At 42.3% G+C, this 21,441-nt stretch carries 30 protein-coding genes; 23 read left to right on the forward strand and 7 right to left on the reverse strand.

The genetic code is table 11. From position 1 onward, the window contains the following. The 3 genes from QUB30_RS28400 to QUB30_RS28410 form a co-directional block, all read right to left on the reverse strand. A partial coding sequence (locus tag QUB30_RS28400) for a hypothetical protein (protein WP_333340689.1) occupies window positions 1–2,087 on the reverse strand: 2,087 nt, incomplete at its 3' end. Window positions 2,088–2,091: 4 nt separating this feature from the next. After that, entirely contained in the window at window positions 2,092–3,573 is a 1,482-nt protein-coding gene (locus tag QUB30_RS28405) for a hypothetical protein (RefSeq protein WP_333340692.1), read from the reverse strand. A 91-nt stretch (window positions 3,574–3,664) separates the two neighbouring features. After that, window positions 3,665–4,084 (reverse strand): RNase H family protein, encoded by a 420-nt coding sequence (locus tag QUB30_RS28410; protein WP_333340695.1) that lies wholly within the window; start codon window positions 4,082–4,084, stop codon window positions 3,665–3,667. An 89-nt stretch (window positions 4,085–4,173) separates the two neighbouring features. Between QUB30_RS28410 and QUB30_RS28415 the strand changes: the two genes are divergently transcribed. Next, window positions 4,174–4,698: a hypothetical protein gene (locus QUB30_RS28415; protein WP_333340699.1), complete on the forward strand. Its 525-nt coding sequence runs from the start codon at window positions 4,174–4,176 to the stop codon at window positions 4,696–4,698. Here QUB30_RS28415 and QUB30_RS28420 read toward each other — a convergent pair. Beyond that, window positions 4,689–5,357 carry a hypothetical protein gene (locus QUB30_RS28420; protein ID WP_333340702.1) on the reverse strand — a complete coding sequence of 223 codons (669 nt, stop codon included), beginning with the start codon at window positions 5,355–5,357 and terminating at the stop codon, window positions 4,689–4,691. The genes QUB30_RS28415 and QUB30_RS28420 overlap by 10 nt on opposite strands. Window positions 5,358–5,394: 37 nt before the next feature. Between QUB30_RS28420 and QUB30_RS28425 the strand changes: the two genes are divergently transcribed. After that, window positions 5,395–5,985, forward strand: a complete 591-nt coding sequence (locus QUB30_RS28425; protein ID WP_333340704.1) for an HNH endonuclease signature motif containing protein — start codon at window positions 5,395–5,397, stop codon at window positions 5,983–5,985. Between the two features lie 4 nt (window positions 5,986–5,989). Here the strand turns inward: QUB30_RS28425 and QUB30_RS28430 are convergent, their stop codons facing one another. After that, on the reverse strand, window positions 5,990–6,322 hold the full coding sequence (locus tag QUB30_RS28430; protein ID WP_333340707.1) for a hypothetical protein: 333 nt from the start codon (window positions 6,320–6,322) through the stop codon (window positions 5,990–5,992). A 16-nt stretch (window positions 6,323–6,338) separates the two neighbouring features. Further along, window positions 6,339–7,163, reverse strand: coding sequence for a DNA cytosine methyltransferase (locus tag QUB30_RS28435; protein ID WP_333340710.1), 825 nt, complete (start codon window positions 7,161–7,163; stop codon window positions 6,339–6,341). Between the two features lie 68 nt (window positions 7,164–7,231). Here QUB30_RS28435 and QUB30_RS28440 point away from each other — a divergent pair, with 68 nt between their 5' ends. From QUB30_RS28440 to QUB30_RS28460, 5 genes are all read left to right on the forward strand, one after another. Next, the gene (locus QUB30_RS28440) at window positions 7,232–7,630 is read left to right on the forward strand and encodes a hypothetical protein (RefSeq protein WP_333340713.1); all 399 of its coding nucleotides are present in this window, start codon (window positions 7,232–7,234) and stop codon (window positions 7,628–7,630) included. 66 nt (window positions 7,631–7,696) lie between these two features. Further along, entirely contained in the window at window positions 7,697–8,116 is a 420-nt protein-coding gene (locus QUB30_RS28445) for a hypothetical protein (RefSeq protein WP_333340715.1), read from the forward strand. A gap of 55 nt (window positions 8,117–8,171) precedes the next feature. Beyond that, window positions 8,172–8,915, forward strand: coding sequence for a hypothetical protein (locus QUB30_RS28450; RefSeq protein ID WP_333340718.1), 744 nt, complete (start codon window positions 8,172–8,174; stop codon window positions 8,913–8,915). A gap of 75 nt (window positions 8,916–8,990) precedes the next feature. Further along, on the forward strand, window positions 8,991–9,332 hold the full coding sequence (locus QUB30_RS28455) for a hypothetical protein (protein ID WP_333340721.1): 342 nt from the start codon (window positions 8,991–8,993) through the stop codon (window positions 9,330–9,332). A 160-nt stretch (window positions 9,333–9,492) separates the two neighbouring features. Beyond that, on the forward strand, window positions 9,493–9,960 hold the full coding sequence (locus QUB30_RS28460) for a hypothetical protein (protein WP_333340724.1): 468 nt from the start codon (window positions 9,493–9,495) through the stop codon (window positions 9,958–9,960). Between the two features lie 26 nt (window positions 9,961–9,986). Here QUB30_RS28460 and QUB30_RS28465 read toward each other — a convergent pair whose 3' ends face one another. Then, window positions 9,987–11,510, reverse strand: a complete 1,524-nt coding sequence (locus tag QUB30_RS28465; protein ID WP_333340726.1) for a thymidylate synthase — start codon at window positions 11,508–11,510, stop codon at window positions 9,987–9,989. A 133-nt stretch (window positions 11,511–11,643) separates the two neighbouring features. Between QUB30_RS28465 and QUB30_RS28470 the strand changes: the two genes are divergently transcribed. The 16 genes from QUB30_RS28470 to QUB30_RS28545 all read left to right on the forward strand — a co-directional run bounded on the left by QUB30_RS28470 (window position 11,644) and on the right by QUB30_RS28545 (window position 21,397). Beyond that, window positions 11,644–12,036, forward strand: coding sequence for a hypothetical protein (locus QUB30_RS28470; protein ID WP_333340729.1), 393 nt, complete (start codon window positions 11,644–11,646; stop codon window positions 12,034–12,036). 116 nt (window positions 12,037–12,152) lie between these two features. Then, the gene (locus QUB30_RS28475; protein WP_333340732.1) at window positions 12,153–12,518 is read left to right on the forward strand and encodes a hypothetical protein; all 366 of its coding nucleotides are present in this window, start codon (window positions 12,153–12,155) and stop codon (window positions 12,516–12,518) included. A gap of 77 nt (window positions 12,519–12,595) precedes the next feature. Beyond that, window positions 12,596–13,018, forward strand: coding sequence for a hypothetical protein (locus QUB30_RS28480; RefSeq protein WP_333340734.1), 423 nt, complete (start codon window positions 12,596–12,598; stop codon window positions 13,016–13,018). After that, window positions 13,015–13,311, forward strand: coding sequence for a hypothetical protein (locus QUB30_RS28485; protein WP_333340737.1), 297 nt, complete (start codon window positions 13,015–13,017; stop codon window positions 13,309–13,311). Before QUB30_RS28480 ends, QUB30_RS28485 begins: the two co-directional genes overlap by 4 nt. A gap of 267 nt (window positions 13,312–13,578) precedes the next feature. Next, complete coding sequence (locus tag QUB30_RS28490) at window positions 13,579–13,995, forward strand: hypothetical protein (RefSeq protein ID WP_333340739.1); 417 nt, start codon at window positions 13,579–13,581, stop codon at window positions 13,993–13,995. A gap of 178 nt (window positions 13,996–14,173) precedes the next feature. Then, window positions 14,174–14,473 carry a hypothetical protein gene (locus QUB30_RS28495; protein WP_333340742.1) on the forward strand — a complete coding sequence of 100 codons (300 nt, stop codon included), beginning with the start codon at window positions 14,174–14,176 and terminating at the stop codon, window positions 14,471–14,473. A gap of 178 nt (window positions 14,474–14,651) precedes the next feature. After that, complete coding sequence (locus QUB30_RS28500; protein WP_333340744.1) at window positions 14,652–15,161, forward strand: hypothetical protein; 510 nt, start codon at window positions 14,652–14,654, stop codon at window positions 15,159–15,161. A gap of 87 nt (window positions 15,162–15,248) precedes the next feature. Next, complete coding sequence (locus QUB30_RS28505; RefSeq protein ID WP_333340747.1) at window positions 15,249–16,757, forward strand: phospholipase D-like domain-containing protein; 1,509 nt, start codon at window positions 15,249–15,251, stop codon at window positions 16,755–16,757. A gap of 30 nt (window positions 16,758–16,787) precedes the next feature. Next, window positions 16,788–17,393 carry an alpha-ketoglutarate-dependent dioxygenase AlkB gene (locus QUB30_RS28510; RefSeq protein ID WP_333340749.1) on the forward strand — a complete coding sequence of 202 codons (606 nt, stop codon included), beginning with the start codon at window positions 16,788–16,790 and terminating at the stop codon, window positions 17,391–17,393. 72 nt (window positions 17,394–17,465) lie between these two features. Then, on the forward strand, window positions 17,466–18,068 hold the full coding sequence (locus QUB30_RS28515; protein WP_333340752.1) for an SLOG family protein: 603 nt from the start codon (window positions 17,466–17,468) through the stop codon (window positions 18,066–18,068). 80 nt (window positions 18,069–18,148) lie between these two features. Continuing rightward, entirely contained in the window at window positions 18,149–18,445 is a 297-nt protein-coding gene (locus QUB30_RS28520; RefSeq protein ID WP_333340756.1) for a hypothetical protein, read from the forward strand. A gap of 85 nt (window positions 18,446–18,530) precedes the next feature. Next, entirely contained in the window at window positions 18,531–18,785 is a 255-nt protein-coding gene (locus QUB30_RS28525; RefSeq protein WP_333340759.1) for a hypothetical protein, read from the forward strand. An 87-nt stretch (window positions 18,786–18,872) separates the two neighbouring features. Then, the gene (locus tag QUB30_RS28530) at window positions 18,873–19,358 is read left to right on the forward strand and encodes a hypothetical protein (protein ID WP_333340762.1); all 486 of its coding nucleotides are present in this window, start codon (window positions 18,873–18,875) and stop codon (window positions 19,356–19,358) included. A gap of 85 nt (window positions 19,359–19,443) precedes the next feature. Then, the gene (locus tag QUB30_RS28535) at window positions 19,444–19,899 is read left to right on the forward strand and encodes a hypothetical protein (protein WP_333340767.1); all 456 of its coding nucleotides are present in this window, start codon (window positions 19,444–19,446) and stop codon (window positions 19,897–19,899) included. Between the two features lie 73 nt (window positions 19,900–19,972). Then, window positions 19,973–20,434, forward strand: coding sequence for a hypothetical protein (locus QUB30_RS28540; protein ID WP_333340769.1), 462 nt, complete (start codon window positions 19,973–19,975; stop codon window positions 20,432–20,434). Window positions 20,435–20,635: 201 nt separating this feature from the next. Beyond that, window positions 20,636–21,397, forward strand: a complete 762-nt coding sequence (locus QUB30_RS28545; RefSeq protein WP_333340771.1) for a hypothetical protein — start codon at window positions 20,636–20,638, stop codon at window positions 21,395–21,397. The last annotated feature ends 44 nt before the right edge of the window (window positions 21,398–21,441 follow it).

Below are 21,441 nucleotides of genomic sequence, written 5' to 3' on the forward strand. Positions count from 1 at the left end.
TCACGGATTTTGGTAGTGTCACCATCGTTTTGCTTTTTCCATTCGATCGCAACCTTCATCTCGTCCGCGTATCCTTTGCGTTGCTCAAAAGCAAAATCTAACTGCTTTTGATCGACTACAACACCCACAAAGAGTGCATTTTCAAAGGAGTTGATGTTGATGTTGGTTTCCAGTTGAGCTGGTCGCCAGTAGCTGTTAACGACTCTGACCAGGCGGGAGATGGTATCGATCGCACCATCAGCAACAGAACAGTCTCGGGTTAGATAAACCGCATCATCTTTGAAATCTTTGAGCCAAGGGATTTTAGCCGTGTCTCCGAGAGTATTGAGATAATCGGTAACAGCCTGCAAACCCTTATCATTATTGGGATATGCAGATTTTAATGAGTCAACCGCGATTTGCAATTCCTGGCTGAGGAAGTCGATAATTGTCATTTCTTTGGGAGCGGTCTGCATCCCACCGGGAGGAATCATCAGCACTATTCCTTCTGCTCCCGCACCTCTGGCGCGACCGAGAAGTGAAGCCACAATCCCGGTGCTGTCATTCATCGAATTAACCGCAACTTCTTGGAGAGTTCCGGTCAGCGCCATTTTAGGAAGCTTGTCAACGGATGGAGGTGTGTCAAAGTTGGCGATCGCATCTCTCAGAGCTGGATACTCGGTAGATAAGATGAGTTGAACAAAGTCGCCGTCAAAGTCTCTGCCCAGAGCCAACATTAATTTTGTCGAGGCTGCCATCAATCCATGTCCTCTGGCATAAGTGCCTTCATGACGGTTGATCCAAAGCTGGCAGTCTCCCCAATGTCGCATCGGATTACAGAAAACGATATACTCACCGATCGGCATCCCCGGTGCACAGAAAACTTTTTCGGTAAAAGTGGTTACGTTGTTCTCATCCGTACTTTCGTACTTTTGGAAATACTCATCAGGTTGGGACATGAGTGACCAGAAACGAACTCCGGCTGCTTTGGCTAAGTTGAGCCAAACTGCGCGAAGTCTTTCTGCTACCTTGCCTGTGATGTAGGGATGCAGTAACAGTCTGCCTTTTATGTCATATTTGATAATCTCCATTGCGGTGTTGACATATTCAGCTTCTGACTGGATACTATCGCCTTGTTCTTGCTCTAGCTCTGCTTCATATTGATGGATTCTCAACTGTGTCGCCAAAGCTTGAATCGAGTTCGTAGCACCTGCCAACTTTTCACATTTTTCTCGAAGTCGGGTAATAATCCTATCTTCTTCTAGGGTTTCAAATTTAAACCATTGAAATAGCATCCAGCCAGCTTTGGCTGTACGTTGTTCTGCTTCAAATACCAACCCGCAGAGCAATTTACCGCTGTAATTTCCTAGTGCTGGTTTTTTGCCTTTCAGCGAACTCCAGGGAATCACCAAATCATAGCCTGAATTATCTAACAGAGGATTATAGGCGATCGTCCCTTTTGCTACCCATTGTTTAAATGAGGCTATGCGAAATTGAATAGGAATATCAGCATCAATTTCATTCGGGTCAAACTCTACTGTTCCTGCACCAAGAATCTCCATAAATTCTCTGGAAGCTTTGGCGTGACTGTCTCCGCTATTCCAGTGTCTACCATTTGTTGGATCATCTTGCGGATTGCCGTTATCATCTTTTGCTGTATCGTCAACAATCACATAATTGAAGTCGCGTCCAATTAAGTGTTTGCATCCGGTGTGAAGAATACTGCCATAAATAATTCGTTTCCATTGTTCCGTTGTTGCATCTCCATAGTAATCTTTGCCGATCGGAGCCAGATTGAATGTAAACCTACCATGATTCCGAGAGTTGCTTGCTAAATCTAGTTGATATCGATCGGTTTTATCAACTACAAATGGATTCAGCAATGCAGCATTTTTTGTATTCTCTGGGATTTCACCAATACAAAATCTGTCTTTCCCAACATCTTTGTGCAACCCTGAAAGCAGAATATTTCGCAAAGTAACTTTGGGAGCATTTGACCAGTTTTTCGCTACGCAATCCCACACTGACCAAACAGCAGTTGTTGCTACTTTAGCCAGTGTTTCATCTGCGCCGTACCAGTCATAAGTCAATTCATAGATGGTTGCCATTTGATTAAATGAAGTCCATAAAGTTGAGTCTACCTGTTGCTATTCTAGCAACTTTATCAGATCCTAATAATGCCAGGATTGCTTCTTGTCCAGTAACTTGAATGGGATTATCAGGATTGGTTAGATTATAACAAATAGCAAATTCGTTTTTTGGATCTACCCCGAGTCCTATAATTTGGCTCATAGCAAGTTTGGCATTGTTTCGCATATCTCTAGCTGAGGCTTTGAATTGTTCCAATATCTCGATCGCATTAGTATCGTACATGGAAGCTACTCTGAGATTAAATCGGTTGGGATTATCGACTAAATCTCCAAAAACGTAGAGAGTTTTCGCTAAGGCAGTCTTGTTTCGCATGGCTAAAATAATAATGATTGAGACAATTAAAATCGGGCCCGCCATAGCCAGCAAAAACATCCAGGCAGTAACATTCATATTCGTCGTACCAAAAACCGTCATCAACAAAGCTTCGTTAGCTTTCAAGGCAGAAGCAGCAAAGAATCTTAGTGCTTGAGCTCCAGCGCTGCCTGAAACTTTGAGTACGATCGAAGTTACGCAATGAGTGAGAGCTGAAATTAAACTGGCTGGCATTCCAATCAGATTCATACAATTCGTCAAAAACCAGCTTGCTATGGTAGAAATTATGCCTGCGGTCACTCCTACAGTCGCCAAAGCACCGCCAACAGCAACGATCGGCGCTACCACCGGGACAATAATCAAAGCGCTGGCATTTACTTTGATGCTTCTGATTGACAAGATTCGATCGTTATAAATTGAGTTAATGTTGTAATTGCCGTGAGCTATTACTGTTCCACCACCAGTTCCTGTATCTGTGATTGTTCCTGTGGTCGATCGTACAATTCTAGGAGAAGGAATTGGCGCATCACCCATAGCCACCAAACTTTTAGCTACATTGTTGTATCTAGCTCTGGTTCTTCTTCTTTCATCCAGTTTTAAACGCTCATCTTGCAATTCCCGGAAATATTGATCTCTTAATTTTCTGGCTTCTTCCTGCATTTGAAGCTTTTTAGTATTGATTGATGTCCAAGCTTCACCCATCGCGTAATCAATTTTTACTCCTGTTTTGGACAGTTCTGGCAGATTTAAGCTGCTGTTGAAAGCATTTATGACATCGCCATAGATACCTTTCTCTGTACTGGTAGAAGTTAGTGCAGCCAACGCTCTTTCACCAGCACCCGCTAAATTGTCATAAAGTTTGCTGTTGTAAGCTCTGTTTATGCCGTGGGATGTTTCCAAGAATGCGGTTCCGCATTGACCTATCAACATAGGAAATGCCAAGACATTTTGTGACGACTGAAGCCAACTCAGAATAGCTTTCCCTACTGGATGAGCTAATAATCCTTGAGTTAGTGGTTGTTGCAGTACCCATTCCTGGGGAGCATCCATTATCTTTTTGACTTCACTTACGCCTGTTAACGATTGAAAGTTTGCCCAGACATCGGTTATTGCATCAGCAGTAGTAGGCATAATCAGAATTGTGATTTGAATGAACGATAACCAATATTGTAGTTCAAATCATACTATTACTGCCTACTACTGCCCTTATATCTGCTTAGGATTACTTGGTACTTTCCTGTTTCGATATCCGATCGCACTCAGTCAATTCAGGAGTAGAGTTTCGAGCTAGCCAGATCCATGTTACTTCATGAACTTTTGCTAACTTATCAAGTTCTTCCCACAAATCTTGATTGGCGTTGCGCTTCCACTTTTTGGTCATAGTATAGATGACGTAAGTGGAATCCGAGAACAGGGTTACGTTGCAGGGCTTTTTGAGCGCTTTCAATCCTTCGATCGCTGCTGTCAGCTCCATGCGATTGTTAGTAGTGGTTGTCTCAGCTTTACCACTAATCATTCTCTCTTTCTTTGTACCTGGAATCGTGAGTAATGCAGCCCAACCACCCGGTCCCGGATTTCCTGAACAAGCACCATCACAATGAATATTCACTACACGTTTTGTTTCTGTTTCTGTTACTATCATTAACTTAAAAAAAGAACATCAAAACCTAAAAGCGAAGCTACCTGCAACCTTAATTCTTGCTATAATGTAATAAATAATTGAGAGTTTTTATGTCAGATAACAGTGATTTATCCAAGGAAAATGAGCGTTTGTTGGCAGAGAATACGGAATTGTTGATCGAGAATACGGAATTAACAAAGTACAACACGGATCTGATAATAGAAACGTTGAGAATCCAAGCAGAAAATCTGAGACTAAATAACCGCTTGGTGGAGATGAACGAGTTAGGAAAATCAATGTATAGGGAGTTTAAGCTCGATCGACCGAATGGAAGTTTGACTGAGAATAATAGAGAATTCATAGAGCTGAAAAGTGGCGGAATCCTCTATTTTGTTCAGTATGTGGATGAAAATGAGAAATCGTACATATCAACAGAAGGTTTAACAGCAGAGGGTGATATAGCTCCTAAGCTTTATTATTTCGGCTACGCTGTGTTTTTCATGGTAGAAGAACTGGTAGGGCAAGGGTTTCGTAGTATGCCTGAGAGATTTTCCAAGTTGTTCGATCGAAACCCAAAGTTTATGAACTATGTCGTCAAAGAGTTTGAGCGAGTAATGGCAATGGATTATTTATAAGCCCATTCAAGAAGTTCAGCAGGGGTGAAAGAACAAACAATGTGATGTTTGGTTGAAGAAAAAGCTCTCTGGGCTTCACGGATTAAGCGATTGATATCCGTCATAAGTAGAGAATCAAGATGGTGCTGATTCATAAAATCAGCAATATAAGCAGACATCATGTAGGTATTAGACAAGATTAACTTTTTGGGTTGATCTTCCAGCATTAGAATTTCAGTTGGTGATGTGCCGATGACAAAAACCCCCTTGGCAAAGTGAGGATGTTTGGATTTAGTGCTGAAAATCTTCCACTTTCTCGGACTATCAATCTGAATTTCTTCAGGATCTTGTACAGGATATGAAGAAGAATCAGCAAGCAGCGCAGTAAGGAAAGTCTTAAGAATAAGTTCGTTGCTGTGCTGGTTGCTGTAACTGCTGCTTTCTAAGATTCTTCTAGCTGCTACGACGACACTCCAAGCTTTTATTACTGTAGAATGAATAGAAACTACTGTTAGTTCCACTTCTCCCATTCGTTCGATCGCTAAATAGACAGCATGACCCTCAACACCTTCAACCTGGGCAATAAAACACTTTACCTTTACTTTTTCTTCCTTGTTTATCTGTAGAAAAAATCTTCGTGTGTTTCTGTTTCTGTTTCCTGTTTTGATTCTTGTTTTCATGGATTTCTGACGTTGAATTATTGAAGTAGGATGAATTATGGACAATTATATGGAACATTTCGATCGTATCAAAAAACAGTTTGAAAAACACATTATCAGCAAAGAGGATTGCTGGATAACAGATTTGTACCGTAATCATAAAGGTTATGGTCAATTCAATCTAAAAGTTAAACTAAAGAGAACGAGGATGAATGCTTCTCGTGTAAGTTTTATGATATACAATGGCGAAATAGCTGAAGGTATGTTTGTTTGTCATAAATGTGATAATCCGCCTTGTGTAAATCCTGAGCACTTATTCCTCGGCACTCATCAAGAAAATATGAGTGACATGGTGGCAAAAGGACGCTCGAATAAAGGTTCTAAAAATCCTCATTCTAAGCTAACCGAAAAAGAAGTCTTTCAAATCAAAGTTTTGCTACTTGAGACGAATTTAAGCGCTGAAAGACTCAGTATATTGTTTGATGTGTCTCCACGGACGATCGCATACATCAAAAAGAATTATATCTGGAAACACGTTAGTTCTGTTGTTAGTCCTAAAACAGTTGACAGAAATATCGACAGAAATATCGATCGAAAGAACGATGAGGAATGGCAACAATTGAATTTGTTAGACTTATTGGCTAACTAAATGGCTAAAGCAATCCCAGAATTTGCAGATGTCGATAAACAAGAATTTCTTCAATGCCGACTTGCCGACCGTAGCTTGCGGGCGCTTCGCGCATCGCCTTCATTGATAGACCTTCGGCTCTGAGCGATGGCGTTCCGCCCCGCAAGCTACGAATGCGTTCTCTCAGAGCTTGAATTTCTTCAACAGATTGAGTAACTGGTTCTACTTGCTTAGGATGTAGATTCCAGGCTCTGATGCTGCGCTGTACCATTGCTGCTGTCGTGTTGGTATGTTTGGCTATCTGGGAATAAGACAGCCCTTGACGGTACAAACGGATTTGCTCTTCTACATTGCTCATCTCTTTGCAACAATTACTAATGTTGAGGAAGTAAAGAAGCGAGGAACTGGAGACGCATTAAGGGCACAGTGGCTTGGGGGACGCAGATCGACAAACCAGCTAGAGTTACTGCTTCACGTCTTCCAGGCGTTCTCGGCTTTAATCCAGGACTGACTGGTGGTGGATTCATTCTCCACCAGTGGTCATAATGCACTCCAGCCAAGTATGAGGGATTCCGAGCATCCACAGACAAAGCTCTGGGTTTAGTTTCTGGGTAGCTGATAAACGATTTTGCGATCGTAATGTACTTTCCAATGTTGTCAGACCAGCAGGTCCACCCTTGCCGTTGCTGGAGCTGTAAGTCGTTACGGTGGGCAATGACAAACACTCTTTGTCTCTCGTGTGGCGCACCGCACTCCGACGCGCTGATAACTTCAATTTCTGTTTGATAATCAGCCAGTCTGAATCCGGCAATAATTGTTCGTAGCCCTCGATCGATAACCCCGATTGGATTTTCCACCAGAACAAAACTTGGTCTACCGAGTATGATGCAGCGGAGTGCTTGGAACCATAAACTTGATTCAACATGAACGAGTCCGGTTTTGGTTCCGGCTCTTGATGTGCCTCGGCAGGGGAATGAGACGAAAAAGACATCGGCTTTATTTTTGGTTGGTAGGTAGTTACAGATATCGGAATGGATTGGAATTCCTGGAAAGTGCGTTCTAAGAACTTGTTGGGAGTAAGGATTGTTTTCTACGAATTCGATCGTCTCTAATTTAATCTGAGAGTTTTTGTTAACTAAACTACTGCCTAGTTCCCAAGCTCCTATTCCGGCAAATAAATCAACGCATTCTAGTTTCATGTTAGTGACTTTATTTTAATTCTATCACTTTCACTTCGTGTTTGGGAAGCAGTTATTAACCAACAAATATGACTAATCTGACTAAAATTGTAATGATTTCTGGCAGTCGTTCTATCAAAGATATCAGTGCTGGATTACCATCAATCGATCGAATAATGCAGCTAAACTTTTCGATAATTGTTGGTGATGCGGGAGGCGTAGACAAGCTAGTCCAAGAATATCTACGTCGATCGAATTACCTCAACGTTAAGGTTTACTTTGCTTTGTGGGACGGTAACGCAAAACCGAGAAACACCACAGGATATGAAACGGTGGGAGTTGCAGGAAGCTATGTCAATCGAGATATAGCAATGTGCTCAATTTGCGATTACGGTTTGGCTCTCTGGGATGGCAACAGTCGGGGAACTAAAGAGAATATCGATCGAACTGGAAAGAAAACCAAAATAATCAGAATTGGAGGTAGTTGAAGTCTGTTGGCAAGGGTCGCTTCGCGATAAGAAAGTGACCTATACACAGTTTTATTGAGGATAATTATGTCACAAATTCACATCAATCCCATCAACCTTTTTCCCTACGATGTCAACAGACGCGAGAAAACCTATTTCGATCGAAACGGCAAACCTGTTGACAAAGACCTTCTCAAAGGTCATTACTGCGTTGGTTACGAAGGCAAAAACGTTGCATTATTTACTTGGTCAAGAAAACAGAGCAAAGAATTAACTAATATAGCAACGTTCTTTGAAGGTAGCACGGCAGAAGAAAAACGCCATATTCTGTGGAATAAAATTGAAACTCAAACAGTAAATAGACACATAATCCGGTTCTGTGAAAAAGTTAGAGATGAGCCTCTATTCCTTTGGTATGTCAGCCATTACGACTTACCCACTGCTCAGTTCATTAAGCGTTTTCTAGAGTGGTATTGGTCAGCCTATCCAGTGATAGAACAGTCATAGAAGAGTGATAGAAATGAGTGTTATACTCTAGCTATTTAGTTAGAGTATAACGCTAATGTTAGAAACAGAATCTCTCGATAGTCCCGATAAATCAGCAATCAAAGTAACAGACATAGTACCCAAGTATGGAGAGAACTATAAAACTGGGTACATAGGATTCCTCAACAAAGGAGCGGACGCAACATCGATCGGCATCGCTTATTTTACGGGCTGGGATTTGATAAGCGATATCCATGTAACTCATACCTTGATTGTCGCTGGCGAGGATCAATGTATCGAAGCAGATATGGCAAATAACACAGTCAAGGTTTGCACCCTAAGCAAATACTTCAATGACCCTAACTGTCAAATCTTCTTCCGCAAACCTATATTTTTCAACGATGCGGTAGGTTATGCGATCGCACACAAAGCCAGTCTCGAAATCGGCAAAGAATATGATTTCGGCGCAATCTTAACCCAAGGACTCTCAGGAACTTTCCCTGGACGGATGCTCGATCGACTGCTGACCGGGAAGTTGGAGGAACTGTTAGGCAATCTGCTTAATCATCCTGAGAAATGGATTTGCAGCGAACTTGTTGCCTACGCCTTGGATGAGCAGTTATTCTACCGAGATAAAGGCATCCTGAAGCGTCCTAACTCTACCATCAGTCCTCAAGAGCTTTTTGAGGATACTGAAATCTTTACTCCCTGGAAACCTTCTCCACCTTCCACCACAGTTACAGAAACAGTTATCGAAACTGTTACCGTAACAAAAACAGTAACAGAAACAGGAACAGGAACAGACTTAATCTGTAAATAGCTGAGGTTAACAGTTAAACGCTTTGCGGTAAGGACGTGAGTTTTGCCCACGTTCTACCCGTGAAGGAGTTTTGAGATGAGTTTAGTTACAGTTACAGCGACAGGAAAGAAGGTAGTTGCGCCGATCGCCAACCCAGATCAGTTTGATTTGCCAGCTATCCAGAATTTGGTTTGGCGGGGCGGTGTCTATGTTTGTGTAGATGGTAGGAAGGAATATTCTTTGTCATGCCAGCTTCCGTTATGTCAGAACGGCGATCGCATCCAGGTCGGTAGTCGTTATTTGACCGTCTGCGGAGTAGTTACAGTTAAGTCGATCGTCCCTTCAGTTACCGTTGCTCAACATTTAGAATATTTTGTTGAAACTGAACAGACAACTGAGGAAAAACTTTTATCCTGGGAATTCGATCGGGCTGTCTAACTTTTGACTCATTCTCATGTGACGGTCATGTCATGCTCATGTGACCGTCATGTCCGCTACAGGTACAGGTACAGGTAGAGGTACAGGTAAGAAGTGAAGTGAAGAAAGATAAATAGAAATACTTCGTTTTGAGGAGATGATGTTACTCCCAAAGCGAAGTATGGAAAACCCATCATTATTCACCTGGATTGTAAAAACTAACTTTGCCGATGCCGATTTCTGGCTGATAAATAAAGGCAGCAAAGAGAAGTTAGGTTTACCAGTCAAAGAATTTCAACCCTACCTCACAGGCATCAAATGTCCAGCATTAATTCTTTCAGCTTACGGTTTCTATATGTGTCTGTATCTGCATCAGAAAGGAACTTGGGCAGCGCATTCGCAAGGTGCAATCAATCTTCAACATCTACGCATCAAGTGTATCAAAGAGGTTTTCCAAGGAATTGCTAGCGACCACAGACAGCAACATCTAGCCCGTTATAAATCCTTTGTTCCATCTGCCATCAGAACAGACATAGACATAGACACAGACATAGAAACCGAAACCGAAGTAGAGCTAGAAGAACTAGAACTAGAAGAACTAGAGCTAGAATTAGAAGTAGAAAGGGAAGAGTTGTATGCTGTGATGTAAAAGTCTACATTCAAGATAAGTAGGAATTATTTATCTTGAATGTAGTGATGATTTGCCTTCAAACACTCAGAAGCTTTTTGCAGTTCGATCGACAGATAGGCAATATGTAACGGCAGTATAGCCGGAGAAGCATTACAAATCTGGGTTGCTAACTGAAGCGGGTTGGAGCCAGAATATTTGGTAACAGTTTCACCGATCGGACTCTGTTGCTGAACTTCTATTTGACCATTGACAAGTTCAATCAAGAAAGTCCCGGCTGGGTCAGAATATTCCTTCTGACCGCAAATCTTAGCGTATTGGTCAGCAATTATTTGATCAACGGTTTCCCAAGTATTATCGTACAAATGGGCTGATTGACTGATTGTTATTAACGGGCCCATTTTCAAATCATACTTCGATCGTCGAGCTAATTGATCTCGAATATGTTGCTGTAGCGCGCGCAATCCCATCGCATTTGCCGGCCATGCACCAAAGATATCGTTACTGCGGAATGTACCAGTCAGCAAGATTTCATCATCCACCACGCGAACCCAGATATGATTCAAGCACGGACTGCCAGGAAATTCATGATCCGAAGCTCCATCGGGTCGAGAGAATAAATTGCCACAGCCAGAATCCCAAATGTTCATGACGGCGCTGGCAGCGTCGATTTCTTTGATCAGTTTTTCGATGACTTGTTCGATTTGATCGCGTCCGAACCACGATCGCAGTCTTTGCCCGTAGGTGTACTTTACGCCTTCGCGGTAATAGGGTACATCGTCCAGTATGTAAGGTATGTATTGTTCCAGATATTGTCTATCCATCGGCAGATAGTTAGGCTGTGGAAAGTAGAAATCAGCAGGTTCATTGGTGACTACTGCCATGACATTTATCAATTCTTGCCATTGACCGTCATAACCTGTTGGTCGCAACACACCTGTGGTTTTGATACGGTGAACTATTTTTACCCAGGTTTCTGCAATCGTCTTTCCTTCTATGCGGTGTCCGTACCGCTGCCCAGGGAAAATCGTTGGGACGGTTTCTATCAAGGGGAATGTTATCGGCGTTGCCCATTCCGGCTCGGGTGTTTTCTCTACCTTTTTAGCTAACTGTTTTATTAGGATTACAGCTTCTGTGATGCTTATTTTTTCATGGCATTCGATCGATTCTCGCAGCCGTTGCAGATTCTCAAATGGTATTTCTTTGTCTATGTATCCCACTGTTTTTGAAATGATTTTCCAACAGTCTGAATCGGGATCATTATTCCTTTTATGCGGTTCAAACCCGTGTCGGAAGAAATGCAACAGACATTTTGCTGCACCAGACTTATTATCTTCCTCTGTCGCATTTACAATCACCAGATACCTAACGTGAGGGTTGTACAGTAGATTTCTGATTATGTAATTGATTCCACTAATTGCTGAGTACAGTTGCCCTATCACTGCAAATTCTTCTGGTTCCAGCTTCTTTGCGATCGCACCTTTGTCTATCCATCCGCTGACTACTGCGATTTGTCCAGTTCCTAAGATTAGTTGATTTGGTTTGTACAGCGGTACATATTTTTTCTGCATTGATTTCCCCCCGGCTGCATTGATATTGTTGATTATAGAATAACGTAATTTGGTAACTTTTGCAAATACAAGAAGTTCAGCAATTACGTTTTGCTTCGCTGTAAAGTATTGATTATCTGTAATCATTACTGAAATGCAAAAACTAAACTTTGGTGGGATTCAAGGCACAGTCATAGCGTTATCTCCACATAATAGCTACTTCCTTGTCAAACTCTCAGAACGTGCTGTTATCCGAGGCATTTATACTAAAGATTTTGTTTGGGATGAAACTACTGATAATGTTAAAGGCTTTCACCCCAATCTGTTTACTCTCTACCTCGCAGTCCGATCGACTATTGAGGCAAAACTTCTCAAAAAGACTCTCATCCTTGCTGGCGGGAAACCTGATGAAGAACTTCGTCAACCCAGATACCTGAAGGATTCACCCTATGAAATGCGGATAATCGGACTTTCTGCTGAATCGATCGTACAAATTGTTTCTGACCTTACTCCACAACTACAACAGCAACAACAGCAACAAGATTAGTTACAGAAACAAAATCAGAAACAACCTTAGAAACAAAATCAAGAAATAGTTTCTAAGGTTTGTTAGTGTTTTGCTTCGCTATGAAGTGTTGAGTTAGTTAGTAAGGAATCTTAGTCATGGAAAAAGTGAATTTTGCAGGTGTTGAAGGTGAAGTTATCGAAAAATCACCGCACGGTAGTTACGTGGTAGTAAGATTGAGCGATCGAATCACCATTGTCGGCACAACCAATAATCAATTCAATTGGCAAGAAATGCCGGATGCTGCTTCAGGATTTGAATCTTTCATAACTTACATAGGTGTAAAGTCGACAACTGAGGCTACTAAATATCTAGCTGTTGTAGCTAAGGTTGGCGGTTACACAATCAAGAAAGAAGGAGAAGCCAGAAAAGCCAAGCGTGTTAAAGATTTCCCGTTTGAAATTAAAGTACGTGGCTTAACTCCTGACTTTGTTGCTGAAGTAATTCGTTGTAAGCAAAAGTAGCCAACTGTTTAGTTTCTCCTCACTCAATTGCTGAGGAGAAACTAACATAAACCTAATCCAATTCGTGAGCAAATCAAATGACTGACACAACTAACATACCTGACAAAATAGTTTACGACTTGATTCAAAGATTTGAAGTTGTTGACGGTGTACCTAAATTGATATCTAGCCACATCCACAGCATCGAAGGCGGAACAAATTTGTTTTCGATCGCAGAGTCTTGGATGGCGAAGAATACCAGATTAGAACGATTCAACAAACAGCAATACGTTGCTTACAAAAGGAAAGGCGAGAAAAGATATCAACTGGTGCTAGCTCCTAGAACGAGTTTTCTTCAGGTATCGTTTGCACCTTCTAGTCTTAGTGGCAAAATTCACTTTGAAACTGAATCTGATTTGCTCTTTCCTTACGCACTCAGGGTAGCGATCGATAACAAAGATACTCTCATCCAGCTTCTCAATGACCTTTTCTATACCAGTAACAAGAGGACAGAAACATGATGCAAATAGATACACAAACTGAAACTGATCAGGAAACTCTACGCCTGCGTGATGCGTTCCGGGTGCTCGCATGGGAGGTTTGTGAAACAAATCCTCGGATTCGTGAAGATTTAAATCTGCGTCACAGTAGATTCTACAGTCGCTGGAAAAAGAGCCAGATTCGATCGATGGATTTGACTCAACTTACAGAGCTAGCAGCAGAAAGAGGTTTCTCGATCGAACAACTGTTAACTATCAGAGAATGCTACTACTCCATTGCACAACCTTATCCTCCTACTTTTGCTGATGATTAACTGTTGATTTAAAGACTGATTGATGATGGTTAGTTTATCTTTCCATCATCGATCGATAGTTAGAGCTAAAGCAAAGACAAGTCCAGTAGTTTTTCTGTTAGGGTCGCTTTGCGATAGGGAGTTGAGATAGGTTTTCTGTTTTTCTCATCGTTAACGGAAGAAAGAACCCCAGTAGTTTTTCTGTTAGGGTCGCTTCGCGATAGGGAGATGAGAGAGGTTTTCTGCCTGTTTCCAAAATCACTGTACATTAAACCAAAGGAATTTATCATGGCTATTGTTTTTCTGTCCAAGACTGCCAAAAAGCGTAGTTTGTTACTTGATGCACTTCGCATTCTTGCTTGGGAAGAGTACAAATCTACCAACAAAGAAACACTCAAGAATCTGCAATATGGCGGTTATGCTGTGTTTGAGGCAGAGTGGAAAGAAGAAACACTTCATAACAATACTTATGAAGAACTTCTCGCTTTCGCCAAAAGTTTAGAGTTTACCGAGGTAGAATTGTTGAGCATTCGATCGACCTATTATTCCAAGAAGTCGGGTGCTACTTCTAGTCCTAGTCCTAGTTCTACTTCTACGGCTACAGCTACGGCTAGTGCTACTCCTATTCGGAAAGTCAACGATTCATCTGATACTAGCGATGTGGCTGCTCCTCCCGAAGAATATGATATTGGCGATTTGTTTTAGCGTGAGTTAGTTCATCAGCGAATGATAAGATTAAGTTAAATATTTTGGATTCGATCGAAAGTGTTTGACTTAATCTACTAATCGGTCAAGGAAGAAACAATGGTGAAGTTAAGCGTTTTGTATGGCTTCGCTAGAAGGGATTGAGTTAGATTTTCTGTACTTTACTTAGAGGTTTATCATGGCTATCAATATCTTGACCAAATCAGAAAAAGAAGCATCCAATTTGAGAGATGCAATTCGTATCTTGGCTTGGTCACAGTTCAAAGCTGAGAATGATACCGATCTCAAAGGCTTAGATTTGTATGACGTTTTCAAGCGTGACTGGGAAACGTACAAGATTCATACAATGGTTCTGCCAGAAATCCATAAGTTCGTTAGTGACCTTGGATATACGCCAGATGAATTGATGCAGATTCGTACTGAATATTATGCCAACAAGAAAGAGTACAACAACAACAATAGAACTGATGAGTTCTAATCAAGTAAGTTAATACCGATCGATACCAAAGAAAAGCCTTAATATCCGTCATGGATATTGAGGCTTTTAAATTAAGAGAAAGAGAAAGAGCGAGGTGAATTTTTTTAGTGAGGGCGCTTCGCGATGAGGGAGTGAGCTGTAGTTAATGCAGCTCACTGTCGTTATTTAGGTATTTCTCATGGCTAACTTAACTGAAACTTTGGTATCTATCGTTATTGCTGGTGAATTGGCAGCGCTTAGTTTGTTGGGTGCTACTGGATTGATTGGTTATGCAAAAGTCACAGCAGCCCATGTCCAGTTAATTCAGACAGCGAAGCAAAGCAGATATGACGCAATTGTTAATTATGGTCAAGTAAGAAGCGTTGCAGTTTTCACAGGCGAGAAAGCAGCAATCGCAGAGTGTTTAGGTGGAGTTTGTGGAGAGAAAATCTCCTTGCCCAGCGGAGTCAAGATTGAATCAACTTTTAGAGGCATTGATGCGAGAGTTGCAGGCAGAGCTGGCAGCAATGTAGCAACTTTGATTAGTTGGAGTAGCGAAACCAACAGCGGAATTGGTGGTAGCTACGGTCAGCATGGAACAATCACATTCAGCCATCCCTGGACAAGAAAGAAGTTTTGTTTGGTTAGAGGCGGAGCTTTGGGCAATCAAGGCGAAGTCGTCATCAAAACTGACAAGGATTGTAGATAGCAATGTTCAAGTACAAGAAAATCTCTAGCTTGTGCTAGAGATTTTTTTTTAGACCCACGTAAATATTACTCATCAACCCAAAATATCATGAACAAGAAAATCGTCGCTTTAGCAGTTTTAATTCTCGCTGGTTTCGTTTCCTGCAATCAATTCATGAAACCAAAACCAACAGAAGAAATTACCGCAGCTCCAGTAGTCACAGCATTGCCTCAAGATCCATCACTTCAGGTTTATTTCAATCAATCTCAGACTTCTAGCTACACAGAACCATATCGTCAGGTCACTCGTCCAGGTCATGATTTGGAACAGCTTATGGTCTATTCCATCAACAGTGCTCGCGAGAGTGTCGATGTCGCAGTTCAGGAACTTCGCTTGCCTCGGATAGCGCAAGCTCTCGCGCATCGCCATCGCTCCGGTATCAAAGTTCGGTTGATTATCGAAAATCTGTACAATCGTCCCGTCGCTCTTTCTCCCTCACAGGTGAAAGCGTTACCCAAGCGAGAGCGCGATCGCTATGCAGAACTCGTTCACCTGGCAGATACCGATAAAGACGGTTCTCTCTCCGATGCCGAAATCTCCAGCGGTGATGCTCTGGCGATCGTCCGTGAAGCAGGAATCCCCATGATTGACGATACCGCTGACGGCAGCAAAGGCAGCGGATTGATGCACCACAAGTTCATTGTCATTGATGGCAAAACTCTCATCGTCACTTCAGCCAATTTCACTACCAGCGATATTCACGGCGATTTCAAGAGCGCCGAGAGTCGGGGCAATCCCAATAATCTGCTGAAAATGCAAAGTCCAGAACTAGCCAAAGTTTTCACTGAAGAGTTCAGTCAGATGTGGGGGGACGGCCCCGGCGGAAAGCCAGACAGCAAGTTTGGTGTCAAGAAGCCAAGCCGTGCGATCGCCAGAGTTTCTGTTGGCGGTGCGACTGTCGCAGTTCAGTTCTCGCCGGCGACAAGCAAAACTCCCTGGCAGCAGACACCGAATGGATTAATCAATCGGACTTTAGCCAGTTCATCCAAGTCCGTCAATCTGGCGCTGTTCGTCTTTTCTGCCCAGCAGTTGGCAGATACACTGGGTAGAAAATCCCAGACTGGAGTTAGTATCAGAGCTTTGGTTGATTCCAGTTTTGTCTACCGTCCCTACAGCGAAGCGATGGACATGATGGGCGCTAGCCTACTCGAAGGTTGCAAGTTGGAAGTCGAAAACCGTCCCTGGAGTCAACCACTGGCAACGGTCGGAATGCCGAAACTTCCTGTTGGCGATCGACTGCACCACAAGTTCGGTGTTGTTGATGGAACCAAAGTCATCACCGGTTCTCACAACTGGACTGAAGCCGCCAACCGAGCGAATGATGAAACTTTGTTGGTGATTGAAAGTGCCACGGTCGGCGCTCACTTCGAGCAAGAGTTCGTAGCTTGCGGGGCGCGTAGCGCCATCGAGTCTATCAAGGCGCAATTCTGGGTCTGCCCCAGCGCATCAAGCAGAAAATGGATTCGCGCAAATCTGAATGCAAATAGAAGAGTCTCCAGCCCTCGCTGGAGATTTTTTTTAAAGCGATCGAAGATAACCAACAGCGCTTCGCGTTAAGGATTTGATTTGTCCTATCTGGAATCAACCATGCTGCACCTCAAAAAGTATTTCTCTGTTCAGGAACAACACAATCTCGTTGACATGACCCGAAATATAGCCAAAGTTAATGGCGGGATGACAATTCCCGTGATGCCTACGGGTCAAAAGTTTAACTGTAGCCAAACCAGTTGCGGGAAAGTTGGCTGGCTATCCGATCGCAAAGGTTATCGTTATTCACCCATCAATCCAGTAACTAACCAGCCCTTCGCAGCAATGCCGACAGAGTTGATTGAGATTGCTCAAAGTTTAGCCAAATTAGTTGGTGAGTTTCATTATGAGCCCGAAACTTGTCTAATTAACTTTTATCCAGCTAATGGCAAAAGTAAGTTAGGTTTGCATCAAGATAATACTGAGCAGAATCTCAAACCCTGCATCATTTCAATATCTCTCGGTGACGATTGCAGTTTTGTTGTCGGCAGCAACCGCAGTCGGAAAGATCCACTCGACGGCATTCTATTACGATCGGGCGATGTCCTTATCCTCCACGGTGACAGCCGTTTAGCCTATCACGGAGTCCAAAGAATTCTCCCCAAAACTTCCAAGTTACTGAAGAATAACGGCAGATTAAACTTGACAATTCGACAAGTTTATTAGCCAATAGCCAAAGTCAAGAAAATTAGTAATGCTTCGCCATGAGTTGTTGATTCTTTTTCAGGTCAACAACTCATGCCAGCAAGCAATATTCCAGCGTTACTTCAGCGTGTCGATCGAAAACTTACTCGCGATACTGAGTATGATTTTTCGCAATCTTTTGAGCCACAACAATACAACACAGCGATGATTACCGGGCATCGCTACATCACAGACAGTTACAGGGTCGAAGTTGACAAACTGATCATGATGGCAGTTGAGCAAGGTGTCAAAAAGTTTTTTACGGGCATGGCACTTGGCGCGGATCAAGTAGCTGCTGAAATCTTCATTTACCATAAGCTGAAATGGACAGCCGTAATTCCTTGCGCTGACCAACATCTTCTGTGGAAACCTCGTCAGCAAAGTCATTACAAGAAGTTGCTGGCACAAGCAACAGAGCAAGTTTGCCTTTATCAGAATTACAGTCCCGGTGTCATGCAGGCTCGGAATGCTTGGATGGTCAAGCGATCGGATCTCTGTTTAGCTGTTTTCAGTGGCGATCCTCATAATCGGGGCGGAGGAACTGCTACTACTTTCAAGATGGCTAGAGATAAGAATTTGCTCATTTATCAGTACGTTCCCGCCGAACGTAAGTATCTCATCATTCAACCTACTCATCAACAGTTAATGCTGTTCTAGCTGTCTTTCATCCCGTCTCCCCCTTCTCAAGGGGGGACATCTTACCAACATCCAACCATAAACTTTACCAGGAACGGAACATGACCAAGAAAGGAACCAAGAAAGTCAAATTAGTGATGACTCATCTCCACAATCGGATCGCCAAACTTGCCAAGGGTGCGATCGAGCGTGGAGACATTACCAGTTGCGATCGCATCTCCGACAGTTCCTATTTGATTAAGCGCATTGACAAAACCGTAGCTTGCGGGCGCGAAGCGCATCGACCACAGACTACTAAATACACTACTGTCGCTGCTGCTAGTCTCCTTCATCTCCTCAATTCCTACGCTAAAGCCAATCCCCCATCAGAAACACTAGCAGAAACAGAAACAGTTTAGAAACACTTTAGAAACAGTTGAGAAACAGAAACAGAAACAAATATTGCTTCGCTGTAAGGGAGTGATGTTCCGTTTCTGTTTCTCAATGCAACAACAAACTTGGTCAGAAGAAGATTTCGATTATCTTTCAAAAGTGGAAAAGATATTCGATGTTGATGCGATCGTACAAACGCTTAAATCTCGCTGCATCTGTGACTGTCAGATGTACGACGATTCGGATGTCAAATTAGCCTTTGTGCGTTGGTTTCAAGCCAAAATCGAACACATGAGCAACGATATTTACAATGTCGTTGAAGCTGATGATAAGGTTTTTCAGCTTAATTTGACTTCACAACTTTGAAAGATAAAGCCAAAAAAAAGTACCTCGTTTAAGGCTTCGCCTAGAGGTACTGATTCCTAGATTTTTACTCTGTCGCGAATACTAGCAATGAAAGGTAACAATATGTCCATCACATCTCCGACTACTCTAACACAAATTGTCTCAGAAATTCAATCAAAAGTACCGGACAAATCCAATCTTTTTGGCAAAGCATCAGATCAGATTCTTCTAGAAGCGATCGGCAAACTTATCAATCTGGATGAAATTGTTGAACGGCTTCAGGCAATAGATCATCAGCAGTCCAGTTTGTTCACGCCTGACCAAGTTAAGTTTGCCTTCCTGAAATGGATTGAGAATCATCTTGAGTCGATCGAACTTCAACCTGAATGGTATCTGAACAAAGATTTCAAGCATTTCAATCGACATCTACCATTTGATGAGTTACAAGATGCCGTCGAACGAGAGTTTGATGTTGAAGCTGTTTATGAAGAAATGGGCGCTGCTCATGAAGCTGGATTATTCGATAATTCTAGTCTTGAAGATCAGTTTACTGGCACTCCAGAACAAGCAGCAGCAGATGCTTTAACTTGGTAGCCAAATAGTCAACAAAAAAAGCGGTTAGCGTAGGACTAACCGCTTTTGTGATTCAGTTCAGGTATTTCCACACAACAATTCTATCATGGAACATCTCAAAAGAATTGCTGAAATTCGCAATAAAATTGAAAGGTTGAAAGTTGAAGCTGAAGCGATCGAACCTGATGCTATTCTTGAAGCTTTCGAGATTATCGAGTCTAAGAAAGCTCGCAAAAACGTAGTCTTTAACGATGATAATGCCAAAATCGTTATTCAACTTCGCACTCGCTACGATAACGAGAATCTTAGTGTCGTTCGGCTCAATGAGGATATCAGCCGTGAATACGATAATTTATGTCGATCGAATGCAACCGCTATCCAAAACAGTCAAGCTTACATCAACGATTTGAAGGAAATGCTTGCTGAAGCAGAAACAAAACATGAAGCGCTTCTCAGTTCTCCGTACTTGGAAAACTTAGAGAAACAGCGGGCGATCGCACTCAATAAAACTGAACATAAAGTGCCAGCATTAGCCGTTTATGTTCATTATCTAAAGAGCTAAAATAAACCTAAAGCGATTGTACTTTTCAAAGTGCTTCGCTTTAGGATGTTGATTCCACCAACTATTTTGTACAATGACAATAATCTCTGTCAATAAATCCAGTTTCCAGGTAGATCCATTTGTTCGTTACAAAGAAAATCGAGTTAAAGGACACTTCACTTTAGAAGGTTTAGAATTTCCATCGCTCAATATGGCGATCGTCAAAATCAATCCCCGAATCTTAAAGATTAATTCTGTACTTGGTGTGCTGCCAGTAACAGAAGTCTGGGGATTTGTTATCAATGATTCTGGCGGAACTCTCTCAACTTTCGTCACTGTACAGAGAGAATTTCCCTCGATCGAACCTGACAAAATCTATGAATTCGACTTTCTCCCGTTTAAGTCTCCGCTAGGGAAAGGCTTCATGTTAAACACTTTTCCTCGTAATCCGAACAATGACCATGAGAAATTCGGACTAGAAATAGCTAACGATATCCTCACTTCTGCAATAGATTACTGCCGTGATGAAAGATTGGATGCTATTACCTTAACTTAGTCATTTTGATTGCTGTCAGCCGTAGCTTGCGGGCGCGTAGCGCATCGCCCACAGCAATCAAAATTTACGGTAAAGTTAATAGATAAAGCCAAGGTAATTGTATTGCTTCGCTTTTAAGTATTGAGTTTTTTTCAAAGGAACTTAAACAGAAACAAAAACAGAAACAGAAACAAATCTCAAATCAACCAGAAACAAAAACAAATGCAAAACCCAATTGTTATCGACGGATTCGCTTTTCGCATTCCCACAATCCCCAGCCGTTATAGAGCGAACTGCTCCAAGGAATTCGGGATGTTTGTCACTGGCGAAACTAAAGGAATGAACAGCAGTAAAGCCGAAAAAGCTGGCTTGACCCGTGGTGAATTTGTTGAGATGGCAATTTGCGCGATCGCACAGAAAACGCTAAGTTTCAAACCTCACTATGAAAATGAACAGTTTACCGAAGTTTGGGGAATCCCAGTCGCCGGAGGAATGAAGACTCATTTTCATGAAAAATGCTCTGAGTTAAGCACCTTTCTCATCCATCGTCAATCTCAGGACAAGATGAAAGGCTTAGTCGAAACTTTTGGACGTGAAGCATTCAATTCTTGGGTTCAAGAAGGTATGGAAGGCGATCCCAACGAATATGCACTCCGAAAAGCATCAGAAGCTTATTTCTCGAACATTTTCCGTTTCGAGATGGTGCAAAGTGAAGGCAATTATGGCCCTTACTTCTACTTAGCCGTCACGACTCGTCCGATCTCAACTCCTTTTGAAGAAGCTGCCGTCAAAGCTGCTCGAATGATTTTTGATGATGAAAAGAACGGTATCCTTCATTGTGCCGATCCTCGACTCATTGAGAATCAGGCAATGTGCTTAGGTTCTGCTGCTCCTTCTCATTTAGCCATTGCACCGGGTAATGCCACTGCTGAAGTCATTGAAGCTCAACAGCCTGTCAAGCAACAGCAACTTAAAGGTAAATAATCTGTGTTGAGCTGGGAGTAATCCTGGCTCAATCAGCTTCTTGG

The sequence above is a fragment of the Microcoleus sp. BROC3 genome (assembly GCF_036702515.1).
Taxonomy (GTDB): domain Bacteria; phylum Cyanobacteriota; class Cyanobacteriia; order Cyanobacteriales; family Microcoleaceae; genus Microcoleus.

Coding starts and splice junctions, on each gene's coding strand:
- QUB30_RS28405 (WP_333340692.1), bottom strand. CDS start 3,573: ATGCCTACTACTGCTGATGCAATAACCGATGTCTGGGCAAACTTTCAA.
- QUB30_RS28410 (WP_333340695.1), bottom strand. CDS start 4,084: ATGATAGTAACAGAAACAGAAACAAAACGTGTAGTGAATATTCATTGT.
- QUB30_RS28415 (WP_333340699.1), top strand. CDS start 4,174: ATGTCAGATAACAGTGATTTATCCAAGGAAAATGAGCGTTTGTTGGCA.
- QUB30_RS28420 (WP_333340702.1), bottom strand. CDS start 5,357: ATGAAAACAAGAATCAAAACAGGAAACAGAAACAGAAACACACGAAGA.
- QUB30_RS28425 (WP_333340704.1), top strand. CDS start 5,395: ATGGACAATTATATGGAACATTTCGATCGTATCAAAAAACAGTTTGAA.
- QUB30_RS28430 (WP_333340707.1), bottom strand. CDS start 6,322: ATGAGCAATGTAGAAGAGCAAATCCGTTTGTACCGTCAAGGGCTGTCT.
- QUB30_RS28435 (WP_333340710.1), bottom strand. CDS start 7,163: ATGAAACTAGAATGCGTTGATTTATTTGCCGGAATAGGAGCTTGGGAA.
- QUB30_RS28440 (WP_333340713.1), top strand. CDS start 7,232: ATGACTAATCTGACTAAAATTGTAATGATTTCTGGCAGTCGTTCTATC.
- QUB30_RS28445 (WP_333340715.1), top strand. CDS start 7,697: ATGTCACAAATTCACATCAATCCCATCAACCTTTTTCCCTACGATGTC.
- QUB30_RS28450 (WP_333340718.1), top strand. CDS start 8,172: ATGTTAGAAACAGAATCTCTCGATAGTCCCGATAAATCAGCAATCAAA.
- QUB30_RS28455 (WP_333340721.1), top strand. CDS start 8,991: ATGAGTTTAGTTACAGTTACAGCGACAGGAAAGAAGGTAGTTGCGCCG.
- QUB30_RS28460 (WP_333340724.1), top strand. CDS start 9,493: ATGGAAAACCCATCATTATTCACCTGGATTGTAAAAACTAACTTTGCC.
- QUB30_RS28465 (WP_333340726.1), bottom strand. CDS start 11,510: ATGCAGAAAAAATATGTACCGCTGTACAAACCAAATCAACTAATCTTA.
- QUB30_RS28470 (WP_333340729.1), top strand. CDS start 11,644: ATGCAAAAACTAAACTTTGGTGGGATTCAAGGCACAGTCATAGCGTTA.
- QUB30_RS28475 (WP_333340732.1), top strand. CDS start 12,153: ATGGAAAAAGTGAATTTTGCAGGTGTTGAAGGTGAAGTTATCGAAAAA.
- QUB30_RS28480 (WP_333340734.1), top strand. CDS start 12,596: ATGACTGACACAACTAACATACCTGACAAAATAGTTTACGACTTGATT.
- QUB30_RS28485 (WP_333340737.1), top strand. CDS start 13,015: ATGATGCAAATAGATACACAAACTGAAACTGATCAGGAAACTCTACGC.
- QUB30_RS28490 (WP_333340739.1), top strand. CDS start 13,579: ATGGCTATTGTTTTTCTGTCCAAGACTGCCAAAAAGCGTAGTTTGTTA.
- QUB30_RS28495 (WP_333340742.1), top strand. CDS start 14,174: ATGGCTATCAATATCTTGACCAAATCAGAAAAAGAAGCATCCAATTTG.
- QUB30_RS28500 (WP_333340744.1), top strand. CDS start 14,652: ATGGCTAACTTAACTGAAACTTTGGTATCTATCGTTATTGCTGGTGAA.
- QUB30_RS28505 (WP_333340747.1), top strand. CDS start 15,249: ATGAACAAGAAAATCGTCGCTTTAGCAGTTTTAATTCTCGCTGGTTTC.
- QUB30_RS28510 (WP_333340749.1), top strand. CDS start 16,788: ATGCTGCACCTCAAAAAGTATTTCTCTGTTCAGGAACAACACAATCTC.
- QUB30_RS28515 (WP_333340752.1), top strand. CDS start 17,466: ATGCCAGCAAGCAATATTCCAGCGTTACTTCAGCGTGTCGATCGAAAA.
- QUB30_RS28520 (WP_333340756.1), top strand. CDS start 18,149: ATGACCAAGAAAGGAACCAAGAAAGTCAAATTAGTGATGACTCATCTC.
- QUB30_RS28525 (WP_333340759.1), top strand. CDS start 18,531: ATGCAACAACAAACTTGGTCAGAAGAAGATTTCGATTATCTTTCAAAA.
- QUB30_RS28530 (WP_333340762.1), top strand. CDS start 18,873: ATGAAAGGTAACAATATGTCCATCACATCTCCGACTACTCTAACACAA.
- QUB30_RS28535 (WP_333340767.1), top strand. CDS start 19,444: ATGGAACATCTCAAAAGAATTGCTGAAATTCGCAATAAAATTGAAAGG.
- QUB30_RS28540 (WP_333340769.1), top strand. CDS start 19,973: ATGACAATAATCTCTGTCAATAAATCCAGTTTCCAGGTAGATCCATTT.
- QUB30_RS28545 (WP_333340771.1), top strand. CDS start 20,636: ATGCAAAACCCAATTGTTATCGACGGATTCGCTTTTCGCATTCCCACA.